Origin of the sequence: Conyzicola nivalis (assembly GCF_040548875.1) — a bacterium.
GTDB classification, from domain to species: Bacteria; Actinomycetota; Actinomycetes; order Actinomycetales; family Microbacteriaceae; genus Conyzicola; species Conyzicola nivalis_A.
The window spans coordinates 110624-131885 of the sequence record NZ_JBEPSJ010000004.1; the positions used below are offsets into that span (position 1 = coordinate 110624).

At 69.6% G+C, this 21262-nt stretch carries 19 protein-coding genes; 6 read left to right on the plus strand and 13 right to left on the minus strand.

Features of this window, described 5'->3' with window-relative positions; translation table 11 throughout:
- Positions 1 to 21 precede the first annotated feature (21 nt).
- From ahcY to ABIE21_RS15045, 3 genes are read right to left on the minus strand one after another with little or no spacing between them, the layout of a single operon-like run.
- Positions 22 to 1503 (minus strand): adenosylhomocysteinase, encoded by a 1482-nt coding sequence (gene ahcY, locus ABIE21_RS15035; protein WP_354025657.1) that lies wholly within the window; start codon positions 1501 to 1503, stop codon positions 22 to 24.
- Positions 1504 to 1562: 59 nt separating this feature from the next.
- Entirely contained in the window at positions 1563 to 2975 is a 1413-nt protein-coding gene (locus tag ABIE21_RS15040) for a phosphomannomutase/phosphoglucomutase (RefSeq protein WP_354025658.1), read from the minus strand.
- The gene (locus ABIE21_RS15045; RefSeq protein ID WP_354025659.1) at positions 2972 to 3178 is read right to left on the minus strand and encodes a DUF3499 family protein; all 207 of its coding nucleotides are present in this window, start codon (positions 3176 to 3178) and stop codon (positions 2972 to 2974) included. The genes ABIE21_RS15040 and ABIE21_RS15045 overlap by 4 nt, the downstream gene beginning before the upstream one ends.
- 65 nt (positions 3179 to 3243) lie before the next feature.
- Here ABIE21_RS15045 and ABIE21_RS15050 point away from each other — a divergent pair, with 65 nt between their 5' ends.
- Positions 3244 to 3687 carry a metallopeptidase family protein gene (locus ABIE21_RS15050; RefSeq protein ID WP_354025660.1) on the plus strand — a complete coding sequence of 148 codons (444 nt, stop codon included), beginning with the start codon at positions 3244 to 3246 and terminating at the stop codon, positions 3685 to 3687.
- 25 nt (positions 3688 to 3712) lie between these two features.
- Here ABIE21_RS15050 and ABIE21_RS15055 read toward each other — a convergent pair whose 3' ends face one another.
- The 5 genes from ABIE21_RS15055 to ABIE21_RS15075 form a co-directional block, all read right to left on the minus strand.
- Positions 3713 to 5269, minus strand: coding sequence for a DUF5719 family protein (locus tag ABIE21_RS15055; RefSeq protein WP_354025661.1), 1557 nt, complete (start codon positions 5267 to 5269; stop codon positions 3713 to 3715).
- Entirely contained in the window at positions 5262 to 8102 is a 2841-nt protein-coding gene (locus ABIE21_RS15060; protein ID WP_354025662.1) for a glycosyltransferase family 2 protein, read from the minus strand. The genes ABIE21_RS15055 and ABIE21_RS15060 overlap by 8 nt, the downstream gene beginning before the upstream one ends.
- A 113-nt stretch (positions 8103 to 8215) precedes the next feature.
- Positions 8216 to 8533, minus strand: a complete 318-nt coding sequence (locus ABIE21_RS15065) for a WhiB family transcriptional regulator (RefSeq protein WP_354025663.1) — start codon at positions 8531 to 8533, stop codon at positions 8216 to 8218.
- A 115-nt stretch (positions 8534 to 8648) separates the two neighbouring features.
- On the minus strand, positions 8649 to 9611 hold the full coding sequence (gene galE / locus ABIE21_RS15070) for a UDP-glucose 4-epimerase GalE (RefSeq protein ID WP_354025664.1): 963 nt from the start codon (positions 9609 to 9611) through the stop codon (positions 8649 to 8651).
- A 71-nt stretch (positions 9612 to 9682) separates the two neighbouring features.
- Positions 9683 to 9859 (minus strand): hypothetical protein, encoded by a 177-nt coding sequence (locus ABIE21_RS15075; protein WP_354025665.1) that lies wholly within the window; start codon positions 9857 to 9859, stop codon positions 9683 to 9685.
- A 71-nt stretch (positions 9860 to 9930) separates the two neighbouring features.
- On the opposite strand from ABIE21_RS15075, the gene ABIE21_RS15080 reads away from it, so the two are divergent.
- The gene (locus ABIE21_RS15080; RefSeq protein WP_354025666.1) at positions 9931 to 10896 is read left to right on the plus strand and encodes a GlxA family transcriptional regulator; all 966 of its coding nucleotides are present in this window, start codon (positions 9931 to 9933) and stop codon (positions 10894 to 10896) included.
- 32 nt (positions 10897 to 10928) lie between these two features.
- On the opposite strand, the gene manA is transcribed toward ABIE21_RS15080, so the two are convergent.
- Positions 10929 to 12056 (minus strand): mannose-6-phosphate isomerase, class I, encoded by a 1128-nt coding sequence (manA, locus tag ABIE21_RS15085; RefSeq protein WP_354025667.1) that lies wholly within the window; start codon positions 12054 to 12056, stop codon positions 10929 to 10931.
- 108 nt (positions 12057 to 12164) lie between these two features.
- Here manA and ABIE21_RS15090 point away from each other — a divergent pair, with 108 nt between their 5' ends.
- The 3 genes from ABIE21_RS15090 to ABIE21_RS15100 are packed head-to-tail and all read left to right on the plus strand — an operon-like array spanning position 12165 to position 16010.
- Positions 12165 to 13346 carry an acyl-CoA dehydrogenase family protein gene (locus ABIE21_RS15090; RefSeq protein WP_354025668.1) on the plus strand — a complete coding sequence of 394 codons (1182 nt, stop codon included), beginning with the start codon at positions 12165 to 12167 and terminating at the stop codon, positions 13344 to 13346.
- 52 nt (positions 13347 to 13398) lie between these two features.
- Positions 13399 to 14709, plus strand: a complete 1311-nt coding sequence (locus ABIE21_RS15095) for an O-antigen ligase family protein (protein WP_354025669.1) — start codon at positions 13399 to 13401, stop codon at positions 14707 to 14709.
- The gene (locus tag ABIE21_RS15100; RefSeq protein WP_354025670.1) at positions 14706 to 16010 is read left to right on the plus strand and encodes an O-antigen ligase family protein; all 1305 of its coding nucleotides are present in this window, start codon (positions 14706 to 14708) and stop codon (positions 16008 to 16010) included. The genes ABIE21_RS15095 and ABIE21_RS15100 overlap by 4 nt, the downstream gene beginning before the upstream one ends.
- Positions 16011 to 16035: 25 nt before the next feature.
- On the opposite strand, the gene ABIE21_RS15105 is transcribed toward ABIE21_RS15100, so the two are convergent.
- From ABIE21_RS15105 to ABIE21_RS15120, 4 genes are all read right to left on the minus strand, one after another.
- Complete coding sequence (locus ABIE21_RS15105; protein ID WP_354025671.1) at positions 16036 to 16728, minus strand: class I SAM-dependent methyltransferase; 693 nt, start codon at positions 16726 to 16728, stop codon at positions 16036 to 16038.
- A gap of 27 nt (positions 16729 to 16755) precedes the next feature.
- Entirely contained in the window at positions 16756 to 17718 is a 963-nt protein-coding gene (locus ABIE21_RS15110; protein WP_354025672.1) for a GDP-mannose 4,6-dehydratase, read from the minus strand.
- Positions 17719 to 17723: 5 nt separating this feature from the next.
- Entirely contained in the window at positions 17724 to 18710 is a 987-nt protein-coding gene (locus ABIE21_RS15115; protein WP_354025673.1) for a GDP-mannose 4,6-dehydratase, read from the minus strand.
- 83 nt (positions 18711 to 18793) lie between these two features.
- Positions 18794 to 20023 carry a hypothetical protein gene (locus ABIE21_RS15120; protein WP_354025674.1) on the minus strand — a complete coding sequence of 410 codons (1230 nt, stop codon included), beginning with the start codon at positions 20021 to 20023 and terminating at the stop codon, positions 18794 to 18796.
- 112 nt (positions 20024 to 20135) lie between these two features.
- On the opposite strand from ABIE21_RS15120, the gene ABIE21_RS15125 reads away from it, so the two are divergent.
- On the plus strand, positions 20136 to 21257 hold the full coding sequence (locus tag ABIE21_RS15125; RefSeq protein ID WP_354025675.1) for a glycosyltransferase family 4 protein: 1122 nt from the start codon (positions 20136 to 20138) through the stop codon (positions 21255 to 21257).
- The last annotated feature ends 5 nt before the right edge of the window (positions 21258 to 21262 follow it).

Here is a 21262-nt window from a genome sequence, read left to right on the forward strand (position 1 = left end):
TTCCGTCGCGGCCGGCCGGCGCTAGTAGCGGTAGTGGTCGACCTTGTACGGTCCGCCGACGGGCACGCCGATGTAGGCGGCCTGCTCGGGCGTGAGGGTCGTGAGCTTCACGCCCAGCGCGTCGAGGTGCAGACGGGCGACCTTCTCGTCGAGGTGCTTCGGCAGCACGTGCACGTCGACGCCGTACTCTTCGCCGCGCACCCACAGCTCGATCTGGGCGAGGACCTGGTTGGTGAACGAGGCGCTCATGACGAACGACGGATGCCCCGTGGCATTGCCGAGGTTCATCAGACGGCCCTCGCTCAAGACCAGCACGCTGCGTCCGCTGGGCAGGCGCCACTCGTGAACCTGCGGCTTGATCTCGATCTTCTCGGTGCCGGCGAGCTTCTCGAGGCCGGCGATGTCGATCTCATTGTCGAAGTGGCCGACGTTGGAGACGATCGCGAGGTGCTTCATTCCGAGGATGTGGTCGACGGTGATGACGTTCTCGTTGCCGGTACCGGTGACGAAGATGTCGACCTGGTCGAGCACGCTCTCGATCGTGGTGACCTGGAATCCGTCCATCGCCGCCTGCAGGGCGTTGATCGGGTCGACCTCGGAGACGATGACGCGCGCGCCCTGGCCCTTGAGGGCCTCCGCGGCGCCCTTGCCGACGTCGCCGTAGCCGACGACGAACACGACCTTGCCGCCGATCAGCACGTCGGTCGCGCGGTTGAGGCCGTCGGGCAGGGAGTGGCGGATGCCGTACTTGTTGTCGAACTTGCTCTTGGTGACCGAGTCGTTCACATTGATCGCGGCGAACTGCAGGTCGCCCTTCTGCGCGAGCTCGTACAGGCGGTGCACGCCGGTCGTGGTCTCCTCGGTGACGCCCTTGATCTCGGCGGCGATCTTCGTCCAGCGGTCGGGGCTCGCGGCGAGCGAGGAGCGCAGGGTGTCGAGGATGACGGTCCACTCGTGGGAGTCGGCGTCAGTGGCATCCGGGACAGCGCCGGCGAGCTCGACCTCGCGGCCCTTGTGCACGAGGATCGTCGCGTCGCCGCCGTCGTCAAGGATCATGTTGGGGCCGGCCCACTGCTCGCCGGCCGCGGCGGCCTCTGCGCTCCAGTCGAAGATCTGGCTGGTGCACCACCAGTACTCCTCGAGGGTCTCGCCCTTCCAGGCGAAGACCGGAACGCCGGCGGGGTTCTCGACGGTGCCGTCCGGACCGACGGCGACCGCGGCGGCGGCCTCGTTCTGGGTGGAGAAGATGTTGCAGCTGGCCCAGCGCACCTGCGCGCCGAGCGCGACGAGGGTCTCGATGAGCACGCCGGTCTGCACGGTCATGTGCAGGCTGCCGGCGATGCGCGCGCCCTTGAGCGGCTGGCTCGCGCCGAACTCCTCGCGGAGGGCCATCAGGCCGGGCATCTCGTTCTCGGCGAGGCGGAACTGGTGGCGGCCGGCCTCGGCGAGGCTGAGGTCGGCGACCTTGAAGGGCAGGGCGGTGGTTACGGGCGCGATCGACATTGCACCATTGTCGCACCCGGGCCCACAGATCAGGGCCCGCAGATTCGGACCCGCCCCCGCTACTCGCGGATGAGCGCCAGAACGGCGTCGCGGACCTCTTCCATCTTCTTCCGCGTGCCGGCCTCGACGTTGAGGCGCAGCAGCGGCTCGGTGTTCGAGGGGCGCACGTTGAACCACCAGAACGGCTCGTCGGTGCCGGTGACCGTGAGCCCGTCGAGCTCGTCGAACTCGCCCACGTTGGAGTAGGCGGTCACGATGCGGTCGTAGGCGGCGGGCACGTCGGTCACGGTCGAGTTGATCTCGCCGCTGAGGAAGTAGGGGTCGTACTGGGCCGCGAACTCGCTCAGCGGGGCGTCCTGGTGGCCGAACTCCGCGAGCAGGTGCATGGCGGCGAGCATGCCGTTGTCTGCGCCCCAGAAGTCGCGGAAATAGTAGTGCGCCGAGTGCTCGCCGCCGAAGATGGCGCCGGTCGCCTTCATCTGGTCTTTGATGAGCGAGTGCCCGACGTTGGTGCGGATCGCGGTGGCCCCCGCCGCCTCGATCGTCTCGGGCACGATCAGCGACGTGATCAGGTTGTGCAGCACGATGATGTCGAGGTCGGGTTCGAGCGCCCGCACCCGGGTGATCTCGCGCAGCGCCACGATGGCGGCGACGGCCGAGGGGGTCACCGGGTTGCCGAGCTCGTCTACGACGAAGCAGCGGTCGGCGTCTCCGTCGAACGCGAGTCCGAGGTCGGCGCCGTGCTCGACGACGGCCTTCTGCAGGTCGACGATGTTGGCCGGTTCCAGCGGGTTGGCCTCGTGGTTGGGGAACGTGCCGTCGAGATCGAAGTACATCGGGATGATCTCGATGGGCAGGGCGTCGAGGCCGGCGGCGGTCGAGAGCACGGCGGGCACCGTCAGCCCGCCCATGCCGTTGCCGGCGTCGACCACGACGCGGATGGGGCGGATGCCACGGAGGTCGACGAGCTTGCGGAGGTAGGCGGCGTACTCCGCGAGCACGTCGGTCTCGCGGAAGGAGCCTGCCGTAGCGACGTTTTCGATCCCGTCGGCGAGGAAGGCGGCCGCGCGGTCGCGGATCGCGGCGAGGCCGGTGTTGAGGCTGATGCCCTGGGCGCCCGCACGGCTGAACTTGATGCCGTTGTAGGTGGCGGGGTTGTGCGAGGCCGTGAACATGGCGGCGGGGGCGTTCAGCGATCCGGAGGCGAAGTAGGTCTCGTCGGTCGAGCAGAGGCCGATGGAGACGACGTTGGCGCCGCGGGCCTGGGCGCCGCGGGCGAAGGCCGCCGCGAACTCGGGCGACGAGTCGCGCATGTCGTGCCCGACGACGACGTCCGACCCGGCCGCACCGATCTCGTCGACGAAGCCGGCGGCGAGGGCCGCTACTACCTCGCTCGTGAGCTGCGTGCCGACGAGGCCTCGCACGTCGTAGGTCTTGACGAACTGGGTCAGGTCGATCGGGGAGGAATTCACGTTCCCAAAACTACATGACGAATAACCTGCCACCCCTGAGGCACCGACAGCCGCTCGGCGTGACGCGCGCACAGGTCGTAGCTGTGCGGCTCGGCCTTCTGGCTGAGCGGGCCGAGGACGGCCATCGAATCCGCGTACACGTACGTGAGAGTCGCTTCTGCACCCTGGTTGCAGGCCACCTTGCTGCACGGTCTACCGCTCATCGTGACCCCAGCCTAGAACCATGCGGGGACATCCGCGTATCCCGCCGCCGCAATACACTGGACGGATGGTCAGATCGCGAAGGAGCAGCATCCCCGCCTCGGCGCGCGGTCGATCGCGCGACCGGCACGGACGTGGCATCCGCGCCGCCGTCACCGGACCGCACCTGCCGTCGCTGCGCAGCCGCGCCGACCTCTTCGACATGACCATCGCGTCGACGGCCGAGTACCTCAAAGACGTCTGGCCGCAGGAACTCGCCAACGTGATATTCGAGGTCGCCGCGATGCCGGCCGAGCTCGGCTCCTCCCCCGGCGTCGACCGCTGGCGGGTGTTCCCCAGCGAGCACCGCGTCGTGCTGTACCGGCTGCCGATCGAGCGCCTGTCGCACCTGCACCGCCACGACGAGCTGCACCGCAGGATGATGATCGAGACGTGCGTGTTCCGCGCCGTCGCCGAGCTGCTCGGCAAAGACCCGTGGGACCTCGCGCCCGACCGCTTCCGCGACCACTAGCCGGCGCGGGCGCCGGCCGCCCCATTCACGGGTAGACGGTGATGGCGCCGGCGTTGAGCGCGGGCGGCTGCACGCCGTAGCCGGCGATCTGGGCACCGCCCGAGAAGCTGACGGAGGCGTAGAGGCTGTCGAAGCCGTCGAGCTGGTAGGTGGACCCCGGGTTCACGGCCGTCTCGGCCGATCCCTGGGCCGGCACCGTCACGGTCAGCTCGTCGCCGTCGATCTCGGCCACGGTGACGACGGCCTCCTCGTCGGTGGGGTTGAAGAGGTGCACTCGCGGCTGAGGGCCGGAGGCGACGGTCACGAGCGCGGAGTCCTCGAGCATCTCGACACCCGCGAGCCAGGCGAAGTCGCTGGGCCCGCCGGACGGCGTGCCCTCGGCGTCGAGCACGGGCGCCGCGACCGTCGACACCCTGACGCTCGCGACCACGGGCTGCGACGTCGTCACGGTGACGGCGTAGGTTCCGTCGACCAGTCCGTCGACGGGGAGGTCCTGCACCGTGCCGGCGTCGAGCTCGATCGAGAACGACGCCCCGGTCGGGGTGCCGTCGTCGTTGACGACGCTGACCTCGGCGGTGGTCCCCTCGTCGCCTGGTACGAACACCCGTACCACGGTCGCGAGGTCGCCGAAGCCGGCCTCGCCGAGCCGGGCGGAGAGATCCGCGCTGCCCGCGACGACGATGCCCGGGATGACCTGCGTCAGCGCGGGGGTCGCCGCGCGGCCCACGATGTCGACACCGCCGGCCTCGAGCCCGCGCACGGTCGCCTGCTGCAGGTTGGCCACGATCTGGCCGCCTCGGCTCACCACCTGCACGACCGGCGACTCGACGTCGGGGGCGAAGCCGGCGAGCGAGAGCACGCGTTGTCCGTGCGGCTGCACGACGATCCCGGTGGCGCCGGGGGCCGAGACCTTGCCGAGGTCGGAGTGGATGCCGAGCGAGACCGTGGAGATCGTGTCGCTCGGGTTGGCGAGGGTGACGAGCGTGGTGCGTCCGACCGAGGTCGCACCGCCCACGAGCCAGGTCTCCGTCGACACTCCCGCGCAGTCTGTGGCGGCGAGCCCGCCGAACTCGGCCGAGTCGGCGGTCTGCGACTGGGCACCGGAGACGAGCAGGGGGTCGTCGGAGTCCTCGTCGCCGCCGTCGCCCGCCGGCGAGCTGATGAGCAGCGGCGCGCTCGAGCTGCCTCCCGTGCCGGCATCCGACTGGTCGAACGGCGCGGCGGTGACGGTGCCTCGCGTCGAGTCGTAGCGCACGGCGGCGGCGCCGATCGCCGACGATGTCGTGGCGGCCTGCCCGGTCTCGTCGCCGAGCCGCAGCAGCGAGCCGGGGCAGACGAGCTGCTGTGCGGTGGGCACCGGGGTCACCTCGACCGAGGGCGGTGCCTTGGTCAGCGTGGGGATCGGCAGGAACGCGGCCCCGGCGATGGCCGCGAGGGCGACGCCAAGGCCGACCGTGCCCGCGACGACGCGCACGCCGACGATCGCCGCACCGCGCACGGTGCGCTTGGGCTTCGCGGCGGGGGTCTCCTCGACCTCGTAGTCGTCGCCCACCGGCTGGATCGGTTCGATCGGCTCAGACATTGTCGTCCTCCTCGAACGTCGACGCGGGCTCGCTGGGGCCCGTCGCGCTGGTACGGGTGCGGCGCCGGGAGCCGGTCGGCACGGCGAGCAGCAGGGTCACGATCAGCACGATGCTCTGCGTCAGGATGACGATGACCCCGAGCGGTGACGACATCGGGCCGGGACCGGTCGCCGGGGTGGTGTCGGTGAGGGCGTCGAACCGCCACAGGTAGCCGGTGGATGTCTCGCCGATGGCGGTCAGCTCGGCGTTGCCGTCGAGGGCCTCCCCCGCGCGTTTGCGCACGTCCGTCGCCGCGACGCCCGTGGCATCCGGGGCCAGCACGAAACCGATGTGCAGCTCCTGCAGCTCCTTGGCGCTGTCGTAGCCGCTCTTCGAAGCGAGGTTGCCGGCGAGGGTCGCGAGGCGCACCTGCGCGTCGGTCGCCTCGGGGTTGGTGGCGGCGAGCGTCGACTGGGTGTCGAGGCTCGAGCCCTGACCGCGGTAGAGGGTCGCGGCGATGGATCCGCCGGGTTGGGCGGAGATCATCAGGGTGCCCAGGCGCGGGTCGGTCGCTGCCTCGGCGGAGACGAACGCGGGCAGGGTGCGGCCGGAGCTCGCGGCGACGGCGCTCGTGCCGAGCAGCGGCGCGGCCAGCAGCGGACCGGCGAGGACCGCGGATGCCGCGGCGACCAGCAGGGCCGGGATCACGACGCCGCGCCCCAGAGCCTCGAGCGCGACCGCGACCGCGCCGATGAGCCCGAGCCAGAACAGGCTGAGTCCTGCGCCGGGCCAGACGGACGTCGTGGCCTCGCCCACGGCGGTCACGTGCACGTGCGCTGCGGCGACCGCGGTGGCGAAGCCGAGCAGGGCGACGACCATGGCGGGCACGGCTCGGCGCGAACCGGGCAGGAAGAGGGCGAGCAGCGCGAGCACGGCGAGCGGCGCGAGGAGGCTCGCGACGACGACGGGCGCCGACAGCTCGTGCCAGCCGAGGGAGGCGGTGACCGCGCTCCAGCCGTTGTAGCCGTTGACCGGCGAGCCGAGCGCGAGCTGCCAGCCCGACGCCGTGCCGTCGATCACCGGGACGCCGGGGTCGGCGAGGAGGCCGAGCGGGTTGCCTCGGATCACCTGCTGCACGGCGATCGGCGCGAACATGACGGCCGCCGGGATCACGATGCCGATCAGCCGGTGGATGCTCTTCGGCCGGGCGATCATCCACGCCAGCCAGCCGAGCAGCAGGGCGGGCGCGAGCGAGGGGGCGGCGGCGATCGTGGCCGCGAAGAGCAGGGCGCAGGCCGCCGACGCCGCCCAGCTGCGCGCCGCATTCACGAGCGTGAGTACCACCCACGGCAGCAGGAGGTGGGCGACGACGGCACCCAGGTGTCCGCCGCCCAGCGCGGTGAGGAAGGGCGGCGCGAGCGACCACAGCACCGCGGCGATGGCGGGCGCCCAGCCGCGTTCGGAGAATCGGGCGGCGCACCACCATGCGCCGAGGGCCGCGAGCGGCAGCGCGGCGAAGTACAGCACGACGACGCTCTGCGACGGCGCCCAGAAGGTCAGGCTTCCGAGGAGCGCGAGCACGAGGGCGAACGGGTCGGCGGCGCCCTCGAAACCGCCCCCGATGTCCCGCCATCCGAAGCCCACGTTCGCCCACAGCTCGCCGGCCGTGCGGCTGAGGGGGGCGAGCGCGCCGCCGCTGACCGCGGCCGCGCCGAACAGAGAGCCGAACGCGACGGCTCCGACGGCGGCGGCGAAGAGCACGGCCCAGGCCCCGCCGTTGGAGAGGAAGCTGGGGCGGGTGTACTCCTGGGCGTGCTCGCTGTAGATGACGGGCGCGGCGAGGATGGCGCGTTGGTTGGCACGCAGCTCGCGCGTCTCGCGAGGCGGGAGGCGCAGGGTGGCGATCGTCGCCCAGCCGAGCACACGCGTGCGGCGCAGCGCCCGGCGGGCCGGGGGGACGCCGCTGTCGAAGGCCGCGGCGACCGCGGCCGCGAACTCTCCGGGGATGAGCCCGGGACGCTTGCCGATGAGGTGCCAGATCGAGCGCAGGATCGCGAGGGGCAGCAGCGACAGCCAGTGCAGCGGCAGCGCGGCCGCCGGCGCGTAGGCCAGGCGGCGGTGCAGCTGCGCACGGCGGTGCAGCGAGTTGCGCGCCCGCTGCGAGAGGTCGGGGCGGTCGAAGTTCTCTGCCGGCCCGGTGCTGGCGACCTTGGCGTCGGGAACGCCGACGATGCGGTGCCCCGCGAGACGCACGCGGATGCAGAAGTCGAGGGCGGCGTCGACGCTGGGCAGGGCGGGGTCGAATCCGCCGAGCTCGAGCCAGACTCTCTCGCGCACGAGCATGCCGCCCGCCGCGACGCCGAGCATGTCGTTATGCCGGTCGTGCTGGGCCTGGTCGAGCTCCCCCGTGACGAGGGAGACGGATGCGCCGAAGCGCGTGATCGTCTCGCCGTACGACTCGATGACGTCGCTCGTCTGCCAGCGCATCAGCTTCGGGCCGGCCACCGCGACCGACGGGGCGATCTCGACCGCGCCGAGGAGGGCGGCGAGGGCGCCGGGCGCCGGGGCGTTGTCGTGCGCGAGCAGCCAGAGCCAGTTGTCGTCGTCGCCGCTCGGACCTGCGACCTGGATGGCGTTGGCCACGGCCGAGCCGAAGCTGCGGTGGCCGCCCATCGGCACGAAGGTCGTGGCGCCCGCCTGCGCGAGCATCGACGCGGAAGCGTCTGCCGAGGCGTCGTCGGTGAGGATCGTCGAATCGGGGCGGCGCGTCTGCCGGTCGAGCGCCGCGAGGGTTCGCTCGAGATAGTCGGCCCCATTTCGGGCGACAAGTATCGCTGTGACTCTCGGTTGCATCGTGGTGAGCCTAGGTCTCTCCGCCGGGTGAGTCAGCCTGACACGCGCCTAAGCCCAGCACTCACAGAAACGAGGCATGCCCAGAACAAGGGCCAACCGCTTCGGTATGCGGGTTACGCCCGCTTGCGCAGCTTGCGACGCTCGCGCTCGGAGAGGCCGCCCCAGATGCCGAAGCGTTCGTCGTTCTCGAGGGCGTACTCGAGGCAGCTGTTGCGAACCTCGCAGGAGCCGCAGATCTTCTTCGCCTCGCGGGTGGATCCGCCCTTCTCGGGGAAGAATGCCTCCGGGTCGGTCTGGGCGCACAGCGAATCGGTCTGCCAGGCGAGAGGATTCTCGTCGGTGTCGGCCTTGCGCACCCCGGGAACCCCCAGGCGCACCGGGTCGACGAACCAGTCGTCTGGAACATTGGCGCGATATTCGCTGTTCGCCATTGCTCTACCCCTTGCCGCTCGGCCCGATTGACCACATGCGTTAGAGATAATTACACCCGTGTAGTTCGCGAGAGTCAAGTCGGTGATCATAAAACCCTCGACCCCAAAACGAGGGTTACGACGCGCGGAGAGTTGCCGCCCACGCGCTCGACACCATCTCGTGCAGCGTGTGGCGCATCCGCCAGTCCAGATCCCGCGCCGCGAGTTCGCCGGCCGCGACGATGCGGGCCGGGTCGCCCTCACGGCGGGGCGCGATCTCCGGGGAGAACGGGATGCCGGTGACCTCGGCGACCGCCGCCATGATCTCCCCCACCGAGCTGCCGTCGCCGCTGCCGAGGTTGTAGGCAGCCTCGAGGGGCTCACCCGCGTCGAGGCGCTGCGCGGCCGCCACGTGCGACGTGGCGAGGTCGGCGACGTGCACGTAGTCGCGCACGTTCGTGCCGTCGGGCGTCGGGTAGTCGTTGCCGTTGATGCGCGGCGTCTTGCCCGCCTTCAGGGCGGCGAAGACCAGGGGGAAGAGGTTGTGCGGGCTCGTGTCGTAGAGCGCGGGGTCTCCCGATCCGACCACGTTGAAGTAGCGCAGGCTCGTGTGGCGGAGCCCCGCGGCGACGCCCTGGTCGCGCAGCAGCCACTCCCCGATGAGCTTTGACTCGCCGTAGGGCGACTGCGGGTTCTTGGGGGTGTCCTCGGTCACGAGCTCGGTGGGCGGCGTGCCGTAGACGGCGGCGCTCGACGAGAAGACGATGCGGTCGACGTTCTTCTCGGCCATGGCCGCGAGCAGCACCGCCGTGCCGGTGACGTTCTGCTCGTAGGTGTGCAGCGGGCGCTGCACGCTCACCCCGGCGTACTTGTAGCCCGCGACGTGGATGACGCCCGTGACGTCATGGTCGGCGATCGTCTTGACGAGCATCTCGCCGTCGAGGATCGACCCGTAGACGAAGGGCACCTCGGCCGGCACGAAGTCGCGGAAACCGCTCGAGAGGTCGTCGACCACCACCGGTGAGAGCCCGGCGTGAGCCAGCGCCTTCACGACGTGAGACCCGATATATCCTGCTCCACCTGTAACCAGCCATGTCATGCTCCAACGCTATCGCGCCCCGCGGCACCCCTCCCCCGCCCCGTTTTACGGAAACGAAGGAGTTCGTGGCGCTAGCGGGTGGCGACACGCTGTTTGGGCTCGTACCGGTTGCGGTCTCCTTCGTTGTCGTAAGCGGCGTCGGTGACAAGGGTCGGGGCGGCTCGGTAGCCGTCGCGCAATACGACGACGACGGATGCTGCGACTCCGGCCACGACGAGGGCGGCGAGTATTGTCAACATGATCCACATGGCAGCAAATCTATGACTGGCGAGTTTCTGCCGAAAGTGGCAGAATCGACAACCATCGAGTTGTTTCTGCCATGGAGGTCATCGTGCTCAAGAACGTCGTCCTGCTCGCCCTGCCCGGCGTCACCCCGTTCGAGTTCGGGGTGATCTGCGAGGTGTTCGGCATCGACCGCAGCGACATGGGCGGCCCGACCTTCGACTTCACGATCGCGACCGCGGAGCCGGGCCCGGTGCGCACGAGCCTCGGCTACGACATGATCATCGACGCCGACCTGTCCGCCGCAGCATCCGCCGACCTGATCGCCGTTCCCGCGCACGCGATCGGTCCGGTCGACGAGCGGTACCTCGAGGTGATCCGCGCGGCCGCGGCTCGCGGCGCGTGGGTGCTGAGCGTCTGCAGCGGCGCATTCGCGCTGGCGCAGGCCGGCGTGCTCGACGGGCGCCGCGCGACCACGCACTGGATGCACGCCGACCGACTCGCCGCGGAGTACCCGGCCACCGAGGTCGACCCCGACGTTCTGTTCGTCGAGGACGGCAACATCGTGACGAGCGCGGGCACGGCCGCCGGCATCGACGCGGCGCTGCATATCGTGCGCGTCGAGCTGGGCGCCTCGGCGACGAACGTCATCGCCCGTCGGATGGTCGTTCCGCCCCAGCGCGACGGCGGCCAGTCGCAGTACATCCAGTCGCCCGTGGCCCCGGTTTTCGCCGACTCGTTCGCGACCGTCACCGATTGGATGCTCGAAAACATCGCGCAGGAGCTCACGGTCGACCAGCTGGCCCGCAAGGCGCTCATGTCGAGCCGCACGTTCGCCCGCCGGTTCCGCGCCGACATGGGGACGACGCCCTCGGCCTGGCTCAACCGGCAGCGGATCATCCGTGCCCAGCAGCTGCTGGAGGAGACGGATGCCTCGCTGGAGACCGTCGCGCAGGAGACGGGGTTCGGCACCGCCTCGGTGATGCGGCACCACTTCCTCAAGGTGCTGCAGACCACCCCGACCGCGTACCGGCGCGCGTTCTGCGTGCGGCAGCCGGCCTGACGCGCGGCCGGCGAGGTCCGCGACCGTGAAACCTAGCCGCGCGCGCCGGGCCCGGCGATGAAGAGCTCTCCGTCACCGCTGATGGCGAGGGTGCCCTCGTCCGCGGTCACGAAGACGGACTCGCCGCGGGACACGGCCGCCGATCCGTGCGCTCCGGCGATCGTGAACGAGCCCGCGGTGCACAGCGCGATGCCGTCGCCACCGATGTCGTAGGCCGCGTCGGCCGTCACCACGGCGAGCGCGAAGTCCGGGAGCCCCGGGCTGTAAACCGCGACGCCGGGCGCCGGCTCGACCGGGTCGAGGTACGGCACGTCGACGGGAGTGAAGTCGAGCACGCTCAACAGCTCCGGCACGTCGACGTGCTTGGGGGTGAGGCCGCCGCGCAGCACGTTGTCCGACGCCGCCATGAGCTCGATCCCGAGCCCCTCGACGTAGGCGTGGATGTTGCCGGCGGGCAGATACAGCACCTCGCCGCGACGCAGCGTCACGAGGTTGAGCATGAGCGAGACGACGATGCCGGGGTCGCCGGGGTACGCCGCGGCGAGCTCTCCGACGAGACGGAAGTTGTCTCCGTCGAGACCGGATGCCGCGTCCACGGTTGCGGCGATGAGCTCCTGCACGTCGTCGCCCCCGGCCACGAGCCATCCGAAGGCCGCCCGGATGTCGTCGTCGGTGCCCAGCCGGTCGGAGAAGCCGTTGAGAGCGGAGTCGCCGGGGGCGGCGGCGATCATCCGCTCGACGGTGGAGGCGATCGCGTGCGCGGGGCGGAAGCCGCACAGCGCACGGAACCCGTCGCTCAGCGCGTAGATCAGCTCGGGCTTGTGGAACGCGTCCTTGTAGTTGCGTTCCGCCGCGTCGAGGGGGATGCCGAGCGCGTTCTCGCGGGCGAAGCCGGCGGCCGCCTGGTCCATGGTCGGGTGCGCCTGCAGCGACAGCGGCGACGCCGCCGCGAGCACCTTGAGCAGGTACGGCAGCCGCTCGTGCACCACGTCGACGAGCGTGCCGTCGCGGTCGACGAGTCGGCTCGGCGAGCCGGGGTGCGTGCCGAGCCAGAGCTCCGCCTCGGGGCCGCCGCTCGGGGTCGTGCCGAGGAGGTCGGCGATCGCGGTCGGCGAGCCCCACGCGTAGTCGCGGGGTGAATTGGTGATGCCTACAAACATGGGGGCCGTCCTTGTCGCTCGGTTAGACCAAAGTACCAACCGCCTAGGAGGGGCCAGATCGGCCGCCATAGGATTTGTGAGGATTCCGACAAGCAATGGAGCAATTAAATGTCATTCGAGTCACTCAGCAGCGATTTCTACGGCTACGAGAACGGCCTCTCCGACCAGGAGAAGGAGCTCATCGTGCGCCTCCGTGCCTACATCGAGGCAGAGGTGCGCCCGATCGTCAACGAGCACTGGGCAAACGCCGAATTCTTCCCCCGCGAGGTCGTGAAGGGTCTCGCCGACCTCGGCCTCTTCGGCCAGCCGTGGAAGGAGACGCGCCAGTTCGAGAACAGCGCGGTATTCCGCGGCTGGGTCGCCCTCGAGCTCGCCCGCGTCGATGCGAGTCTCGCCACCCTCGTCGGCATGCAGAACGGCCTCGTCATGGGGTCGATCGCCGTCGCCGGCAGCCAGGAGCAGCGCGACGAGTGGCTGCCAAAATTCGCGAGCGGCGAGCTGCTCGGAGCGTTCGGCCTCACCGAGCCGCTCTCCGGTTCGGACTCGGCGCAGGGTCTGCGCACGATCGCGAAGCGCGACGGCGACAACTGGGTGATCAACGGCGCCAAGCGCTGGATCGGCAACGGCTCGATCAGCGACGTCACCATCATCTGGGCTAAGGACGCGGATGACGGCCAGGTCAAGGGCTTCATCGTTCCTACCTCCACTCCCGGCTACTCGGCGACGCGCATCGAGAACAAGCAGGCGTTGCGCATCGTGCAGAACGCCGACATCGTGCTCACCGACCTCGTCGTGCCCGAGGCGAACCGTCTGCAGAACTCCAAGTCGTTCCGCGAGACCGCGGCCGTGCTGCGCCTGACCCGCGCCGAGGTGGCCTGGGCCGCCGTCGGCAACTCGGTCGGCGCCTACGAGGCGGCGGTGAAGTACGCCGGCGAGCGCATCCAGTTCGGCAAGGAGATCGGCGAGCACCAGCTCGTGCAGGACCTGCTCGCACGCAGCCTCGGCAACATCACCGCGTCGATCGGCATGGTCACGCGCGTGTCGCAGATGCTCGACGAGGGCACCCAGCGCGACGAGCACGCCTCGCTCGCGAAGGCGTTCACGACGAGCCGCATGCGCGAGACGGTGGCGTGGTGCCGCGAGATCTTCGGCGGCAACGGCATCGTGCTCGACTACGACGTCATCCGCTACTTCGCCGACGCCGAGGCGATCTACTCGTACGAGGGAACGCGGGAGATGAACACGCTCATCGTCGGCCGAGCGATCACCGGCAAGGCCGCGTTCGTCTAGCCGCCGCCCCGCCCGGGCCCGGGCACACAGCGGGCGTCGGTAGGGTTAGCCCATGAGATTCGTCGAGCGTCCGCGATTCCGTTTCGCGCTCCTGACGCTCGCGCTGTTCACGATTCTCGCGGGCGACGTGTGGCGCTACTCTCTCACCTGGTTCGGGTTCGCTGCGATCGTCGTCGGTGTCAGCGTGTTCTCGGTGCTGCTGCTCGTGCGCAGCCGCGCCCGCTGGAGCATCGGGGGGCTGCCCTACCCGCTGCTCGCCTTCGTCGCGCTGTCCACCGTGTCGATCCTGTGGTCGGCCTATCCGAGCTCGAGCGCGGTCGGCATCGCGGCCACCCTGCTTACGGTGCTCTCGGCGGTCGCCTTCGCGGTCACCTTCGACTGGTCCGAGATCCTGCGTGCCCTGGGCGTGGCGCTGCGCTTCGTCATCGGGCTCTCGTTCGCATTCGAGCTGTTCGTGGCCCTCGTGCTGCGCCGCCCGGTCCTGCCGCCGTGGTTCGACTACGGCGACGGTCCGCACGCGAAGGCGCTGTACTGGTCGCGCAACGTTCTGTTCGACGACGGCAAGATCCAGGGCGTCGTGGGCAACTCGGCGCTCCTCGGGTTCCTCGGCCTGCTCGCCCTCATCGTCTTCGGCATCCAGCTCGCCGGCGCGACCAGGCGCTCGGTCCGGTGGCGCACCGCCGTGTGGCTGGCGCTCGCGGCTCTCACCGTGTTCCTCACCCGGTCGGCGACCATCACGCTCGCGCTCGTCGCCGTCGTCGTCGTGACGCTCGCGATCCTCGCCATCCGTCGCTCGAGCGGCCGCGCCCGAGTCGGCCTCTACGTCGTGTTCGGCGTCGTCGTCGCCGCGCTGGTCGTGGCCGCGGTGACCCTCAGCGGGCCGCTGCTCGCGCTGCTCGGCAAGAGCCCCGACCTCACCGGACGAACCGACATCTGGACGAGCGTCATCGAGCTCGCCCAGCAGCGCCCCGTGTTCGGCTGGGGCTGGGTGAGCTACTGGACCCCGTGGGCCGAGCCGCTCAACACACTCGCCTTCGAGGGCGGGGTGCAGCAGTTCCAGGCGCACAACGCGTGGCTCGATATCTGGCTGCAGCTGGGCATCGTGGGCCTCGCCGTCTTCGGGGCGCTGGTCGCCTCGACCGCGGTGCGTGCATGGCTGTTCGCCACCGACCGGCGCATCACGAAGCCCGGCACCATGGGCAGCTACACCGTCGAGTCGCTGCTGCCGGTGCTGATCCTCACCGCGCTGCTGGTGCAGAGCCTCGCCGAGAGCCGGCTCATCATCGAGTACGGACTGCTCCTGCTCGTCATCGCGGCCGTGAAGACGAAGTCGGGCGAGCGCCCGCCGACGAGCGTGTCATGACCCGCGAGCGTCCCCCGCACGACCGGCGCGCGGCGGCCGAGGCGTTCCTCGGCGCTCCGCGATTCGCCCACGCGCTCGTCACGGTCTCCATCGCGGTCTCGATCCTCGCGACGGCGATCCACTCCACGATCGGCTGGGCGGGCCTCATCGGCGTCGTCGCCGGGATCGTCGTGCTCGCCGGGCTGTCGCTCTTCGCACGGCGCGACCTGATCGACTGGCAGGGGCTGCTGCCGATCTCGCTCATGGTCTTCATCGGCTGGGCGACGCTGTCGGTCTTCTGGAGCCAGTACCAGTGGGCCACGCTCGGCGGCATCGCCTACCTGATGGCGTTCTCGGCGATCGGCCTCTACATCGCGCTCGTGCGCGACACGATCCAGATCGTACGGGCGTTCGGCGATGTGCTGCGGTTCGTGCTCGTCGTCTCGATCTCGCTGGAGATCTTCTCGGGGCTGCTCATCGACGCGCCCATCGCGTTCCTCGGCATCCAGGGCCACCTCGCCGACGGCGGCCCGATCCAGGGTCTCCTCGGCACGCGCAACCAGCTGGGCACGGTCGCCCTCATCGCGGCCGTGACCTTCGGCACCGAGCTGCGCACGCGGTCGATCCGCCCCGAGCTCGCGATCGGCTCGCTCTTGCTCGCCACCGTCACGATGATCTTCACCGGTTCGCCGCTGATCGGGGGCGTCATCGTGGTCCTCGCCGGCGCGATCGCCGCGCTCTACGCGCTGCGCCGGGTAAAGCCCGCGTGGCGCACCTTCGCCCAGCTGTCGCTGCTCGCACTCGTCGCGATAGCCGCGCTCATCGCCTGGGCGTTCCGCGCACGCATCATCTCCCTCTCGAACGCGGGCGGCGAGCTCGACTACCGCCTGACGCTGTGGCGCCAGATGCTCGTGCTCATCGGCTTCAACCCGCTCGAGGGCTGGGGCTGGGTGGGCCACTGGCGCTCGGAGATCTCTCCGTTCCAGGCCTTCGCCGTCGCCGAGCGCGTGCCGGTTTCGGGCCTCAACGCGTACCTCGACGTGTGGTTCCAGCTCGGCCTCGTGGGTGCTGTGATCTTCGTCGGCATGGTCGGGCTGACGTTCGTGCGCTCCTGGCTGCTCGCCGGGCAGCGCCGCAGCGTCGTGTTCGCCTGGCCGGCGCTCGTGCTGGTCGTGCTGCTCACCAGCGCGCTGTTCGAGAGCTCGATGCTCGTGGAATACGGCTGGCTCACCTTCGTGGTCTGCTGCGTCAAGGCCGCGCGCGAGCTCAGCTGGCGCCGCGCGTTCACCGTGCCCCCGCTGCCCGACCTGCAGCGCGACTAGGCCCGTTCAGCGCGACTCGGCACCGTCAGCGCGACTCGGCACAGTCGACGCGGGCGAGCGCCCAGAGGTGCCTGCCTCGGGGAATGAGCTCGACGGTCGCGCGGTCTCCGGCGGCTCGAACCAGCGCGCTCGGGGCGACCTGCGCCCCGCGCCAGGCGCGGCTGAGCGTCTTCCGCCCCCGCAGGAAGTGGGCCACGTGGCCCGCCCAGTTGAGTGCGCGAGCCCGCAACCCGGGCCTCCGGAACTGCATGTAGACCCAGCCGCCCGGCCGCACTACGCGCACGGCCTCGGCGAAGTACCGTTCCTGGGCCGCGGCCGTCGGCACGTGCTGCATCGTGATGTAGGAGAACACGGCGTCGACCGAGGCGTCGGGGAGCGGCAGATCTCCGTCGCCGGACAGTTCGAGGAACGAGACCGTGGGGAGGCCGCCGAGATTCACGGCAGCGCGGGCGAGCATCTCGCTGCTGACGTCGGCCGCGATCACCGACCCGCAAAGCCCGGCGAGTCGTCCGGTCATCCGCCCGACCCCGCAGCCGATCTCGAGGAGACGCGCCGACCCGTCGAGCCCGACCCCTCCCACGCGCAGGAACTCGTCGACTTCGCGTGCCCCGGAGGCGAAGAACTCGGCGTTGTCGCTGTCGAATTTTGTCGCGATGTACCACGCGGCGTTGTCTCCGGCGGCGGCGTTCCAGAAAAGCTTGGACAGGCTTTTGCTCATGCCCTTGTCTAGCACCGAGCGAGGCGTCTACGAAAGCAATTCGACGTCGTGGGCGACCATGCGCCTGACGATCTCGTCGAAGCCGGTCGTCGGCTGCCATCCGAGCACTTCGCGCGCCTTCGTGGCGTCGCCGTTCATCGAGCGGATCTCGGTGGGACGCACAAAGCGCTGGTCGATCTCGACGTAGTTCTTCCAATCGTCAATGCCGACCAGGGCGAACGCGGTCTGGACGAAGTCTGCGACGAGCCGGGGCTCGCCGGAGGCGATGACATAGTCGCCCGGGCTCTCGTTGCGCACGGCCAGCTGCAGGGCCCGCACATAGTCGGGTGCCCAGCCCCAGTCGCGGTAGACGTCGAGGGTGCCCATCACGATCGTGTCCTGCAGACCGGCGGCGATGCGGGCGACCCCCATCGAGATCTTGCGCGAGACGAACTTCTCGGGACGCCGCGGCGACTCGTGGTTGTACAGGATGCCCGCCGACGCGAAAAGGCCGCGTCCGCGGTAGATGCTCACCAGGTGGTGGGCGAATGCCTTGGCGGCGCCGTACGGGGTGGTCGGCCGGATCGGCGTCTCCTCGGTCTGCGGGCTCGTCTCGGCTTGCCCGAAGATCTCGACGCTCGACGCCTGCACGAATCGGACCTGGCGCCCGGCGGACTCCTGGAGTTCGAGCGCCGATTGGAGGAGCGCCGCGACCGACGTGCCGGTGACGGCGGCGGTCTTCACCGGGTCCTGCCATGAGAGTGCAACCGACGAAATGCCGCCGAGGTTGTAGATCTCGACGGGAGCCACGTCGAGGATGAGGCTGCGCAGGTAGCCGTGGTCGTCGAGGTCCCCCTCGTGCAGCACGATACCGGGAACGTCGCCGAGCTCGGCCGCGGCGGCGGGCTTGTCCCGCACGAGGGCGTGCACTTCGACGCCCTCGTCAACGAGGTCTCTGGCCAGGTAGTAGCCGTCCTGCCCGGTGATTCCCGTTACGAATGCGGTCGCCACGGCGATCAGATTCCCGCGGCGGTCTTCTGTTCGGCGAGGTCGCTCGCGACCATCATCGACACGAGCTCGGGGAATCCGACCGTGGGGGTCCAGCCCAGCTTCTCGCGTGCCTTCGACGCATCGCCGATGAGCAGGTCGACCTCCGCCGGTCGCATGAACGCCGGGTCCTGACGCACGTAGCCGCTCCAGTCGTCGATTCCGACCGCCCGGAACGACAGGTCGAGCAGCTCGCGGATCGAATGGGTCTCGTTGGTCGCGATCACGTAGTCGTCGGCCTCGTCCTGCTGCAGCATCCGCCACATGGCCTCGACATAGTCGCCGGCGAAACCCCAGTCGCGCTTGGCGTCGATGTTCCCCATCACGATCTCGTCTTGTAGGCCCAGCGAGATTCGCGCGACGGCCTGCGAGACCTTGCGGGTCACGAACTCCGGCCCGCGGCGCGGGGATTCGTGGTTGAACAGGATGCCGCTGGAGGCGTGCATGCCGTACGACTCGCGGTAGTTGATGGTCATGTAGTGGCCGAAGACCTTCGCCACCCCGTAGGGCGAACGGGGCCAGAGCAGAGTGTCCTCCGTCTGCGGTACCTGCTGCACCTTGCCGAACATCTCCGAGCTCGACGCCTGGTAGAAGCGGACCTTGTCTAGGTCGTCGCCGGCATAGAGGCGCACGGCCTCCAGCACGTTCAGCACACCCTTGCCCGTGACATCCGACGTCAGGTGCGCGTTCTCCCATGAGTAGGCGACGAACGAGATCGCGCCGAGGTTGTACACCTCGTCGGGCTGCGACACCGCGAGCACCCGGATCAGGCTCGACAGATCGGTGATGTCGCCGGTCAGCAGCTTCACGCCCGGCAGGGTCGCCTCGACCAGCGCGCGCTTGGGGTTGTTCTGCCCGCGGATGAGCCCGAAGACCTCATATCCCTTGGCGAGCAACAACTCGCCCAGATAGAGGCCGTCCTGGCCGGTGATTCCGGTGATGAGTGCGCGAGTCACAGAACTCCTTATTCAGCCGTGGCCCATTTCGGCCAGACACAGCCCCAACAGCTTACCGAACGCGCCGACTGCCCGGCGCGGGATCATCCCGCTGCGACGGAACGGGGCCCGCGCAGGCCCAGAAGGTGCACGACGCAGCCGATGGCCGGGCCTATGAGCAGGGCGAGCGAGACCCTCAGGTCGAACTCGAGCGGGAGCAGCAGCATGCCCAGCGTCACGACCGACGCGACGACCCAGCCTAGCGTGTACGCGGTGTGGGCCGAGCGTGCGAGGGCCGCCGGTCCGCTGATGCTCATCGCGGCGATGAGGCCAGACGAGGCGACGATGACGAAGAACATGCCCGGGCTGACCACGAAGTCCTCGCGGACGAGCGACAGGACGAACGGCCCCAGTGCGGCGGCCAGCCCGGCCAGGACGACGGCGCCGACGACGGCGATCGCCTCGAGACGCAAGACCCGTCGCGTCAGCGCCGCCTCCGCCGAACCGAAGTGGACGATGAGATAGCTCTGCAGCGCGAGCAGCGGGATCACGATGGGCGCACGGGTGAGCGTCAGCGCGAAAGTGAGCGATCCCAGCACGGAGACGGGCACCGACGGCGACGTCGCGGCGAGCAGTGCCGGGAAGCCACTGATGAGGCCCGCCGTGGCTGCGGCCGCGATGATCGTCCGCGCGACATTGCGCCCGAGTTGCGGGTATCCGGCATCGAGAGTCGGCTTCACCCGCCTCGCGACGATCGGGAGCACGATCATCACGGCGAGCGGGAAGGGAGCGGCGACCGCCCAGGCGAGAGAGACGAGCGTCGGCGACAACGCGAGTGCGATGAGCACCCCGACGAGGCGGAGCACTCCGTCCACCGCTATCAGCGCGACGAGGGGGTACCACCAGCGCACGCCGTAGAGCGCCCCGCTGAGGCCCGCGACGAGCACGTAGGACACGGCACCGACGATGAGCGGCCAGCCGAGGTGGCCCGATTCAGCCCCGAAGACCAGAGGGCCCCAGAGCGGACTGGTGGTGGCGAGAACGACGAAGACGACCGCCGCGATGCCGAGCGTGAAGACGGTGACTCGACCCTTGGCGCGAACGGGACCGTGCGCATCGGCTGCGCTCGCGGCCCGGGTCACCTCCTGCTGAACTCCCCCGAGCGCCCCGACGACGATATAGAGCGCCGACCAGAAGAATGCGAACGGCGCGTACTCGGCGGGTCCGAGCACCTTGGCCACCAGAATCTGCACGATATAGCCGGCGCCTCCGGCGACGACGCTCGCGCCGAGAATGAGGAGAGCCGGGTTGATCCTGCGCGTCGCGCCGCTCATTCAGATTCCGGAGTTGTCATAACCCGTGAAGTATAGTTACACCCGGCCAGACCTAGTACTCGAGCCGCGCTCGTCTGCCGCCTGACAATCGATCTTAGGAAGTCACCACTCGATGGCACGCATCCTCGTAAACCTGCTCTCCTACACCGGCAAGAAGGGCGGGATGGAGACGTACGCCCGGGAGCTCTACCGAGAGCTCGGCACGCGCGATGACGGGCACCAGTACCTGGGGTACGCGAGCTCCGAGTTCATGAAACTCGACCATTCCTGGTTTCCCGGCCGCGTAGTCGACTCCGGGTTCAGCGGCGAGAACCGGTGGGTCTGGGCGTTTGCCGAGCTGTTCATGGTCGCTCGGGCCGCCCGCCGCATGAGCGCGGACCTGATCCATTCGCCCGCGAACCTCGGGCCGTGGCGATCGAAGGTGCCGTCGGTCTACACGATCCACGACCTTCTCTACTACCACCTGCCCGGCCACATGGCTGTGCCGCTCTACACGAAACCCGTGCAGTGGATGGAACAGCGAGCGGCCGACAACGCGACGGTGATCATCACCGACAGCGAGGCGTCGTCGGTGGATATCCAGAAGTACCTCGATTTCCCCGAAGACCGGGTGCGGGTCGTGCAGCTCGCCGGCACACCCCCGAAAGTCGCCGTGGACCAGGGCGCGACGCGTGAACGCGACCTGCTGCTAGCGGTCGGCAACCGCATCCCGCACAAGAACTTCGAGAGCCTCGTGCGCGCGATCGCGCTGATCCCCGTCGAGCAGCGACCCCGGCTCGTGGTCACGGGCAGTCGCGGGGACGACCCGCTGCGCCCCGTGGTCGACGAACTCGGCCTCGCCGAGTGGGTCGACCTGAAGACGTGGGTTTCGGACGACGAACTCGCCTGGCTCTACGCGCACGCGACGGCGCTGATGGAGCCGGCCTACTGGAACGGTTTCAACCTGCCCGCTCTCGAGGCCATGTTGGTGGGTTTGCCCGTTCTCATGTCGGATATCTCGGTCTACCACGAGGTGGGCGGAGACGCCGTGGGCTACTTCGACCCGAACGACCTCGAGGCGATCGCCGCCATCATGGTTCGAGCGACCAGCGACGCGGATTGGTTGCGGCAGCTGGCCGAAAGGGGCAGGGAGCACCACAAGGGGTTCACGTGGGACCGTACCGCGAGCGAGACCGTCGCCGCATTCGACGAGGCCCTCGCCTACGGCTCGCGGGCCAAGTCGCGCCGACGCTGATCCGG

Bases quoted from the DNA above. Each gene is read 5' to 3' on its own strand.
- ahcY (WP_354025657.1), bottom strand. From the start codon at position 1,503: ATGTCGATCGCGCCCGTAACCACCGCCCTGCCCTTCAAGGTCGCCGAC.
- ABIE21_RS15045 (WP_354025659.1), bottom strand. From the start codon at position 3,178: ATGAGCGGTAGACCGTGCAGCAAGGTGGCCTGCAACCAGGGTGCAGAA.
- ABIE21_RS15050 (WP_354025660.1), top strand. From the start codon at position 3,244: ATGGTCAGATCGCGAAGGAGCAGCATCCCCGCCTCGGCGCGCGGTCGA.
- ABIE21_RS15055 (WP_354025661.1), bottom strand. From the start codon at position 5,269: ATGTCTGAGCCGATCGAACCGATCCAGCCGGTGGGCGACGACTACGAG.
- ABIE21_RS15060 (WP_354025662.1), bottom strand. From the start codon at position 8,102: ATGCAACCGAGAGTCACAGCGATACTTGTCGCCCGAAATGGGGCCGAC.
- ABIE21_RS15065 (WP_354025663.1), bottom strand. From the start codon at position 8,533: ATGGCGAACAGCGAATATCGCGCCAATGTTCCAGACGACTGGTTCGTC.
- galE (WP_354025664.1), bottom strand. From the start codon at position 9,611: ATGACATGGCTGGTTACAGGTGGAGCAGGATATATCGGGTCTCACGTC.
- ABIE21_RS15075 (WP_354025665.1), bottom strand. From the start codon at position 9,859: ATGTGGATCATGTTGACAATACTCGCCGCCCTCGTCGTGGCCGGAGTC.
- ABIE21_RS15080 (WP_354025666.1), top strand. From the start codon at position 9,931: ATGGAGGTCATCGTGCTCAAGAACGTCGTCCTGCTCGCCCTGCCCGGC.
- manA (WP_354025667.1), bottom strand. From the start codon at position 12,056: ATGTTTGTAGGCATCACCAATTCACCCCGCGACTACGCGTGGGGCTCG.
- ABIE21_RS15090 (WP_354025668.1), top strand. From the start codon at position 12,165: ATGTCATTCGAGTCACTCAGCAGCGATTTCTACGGCTACGAGAACGGC.
- ABIE21_RS15095 (WP_354025669.1), top strand. From the start codon at position 13,399: ATGAGATTCGTCGAGCGTCCGCGATTCCGTTTCGCGCTCCTGACGCTC.
- ABIE21_RS15100 (WP_354025670.1), top strand. From the start codon at position 14,706: ATGACCCGCGAGCGTCCCCCGCACGACCGGCGCGCGGCGGCCGAGGCG.
- ABIE21_RS15105 (WP_354025671.1), bottom strand. From the start codon at position 16,728: ATGAGCAAAAGCCTGTCCAAGCTTTTCTGGAACGCCGCCGCCGGAGAC.
- ABIE21_RS15120 (WP_354025674.1), bottom strand. From the start codon at position 20,023: ATGAGCGGCGCGACGCGCAGGATCAACCCGGCTCTCCTCATTCTCGGC.
- ABIE21_RS15125 (WP_354025675.1), top strand. From the start codon at position 20,136: ATGGCACGCATCCTCGTAAACCTGCTCTCCTACACCGGCAAGAAGGGC.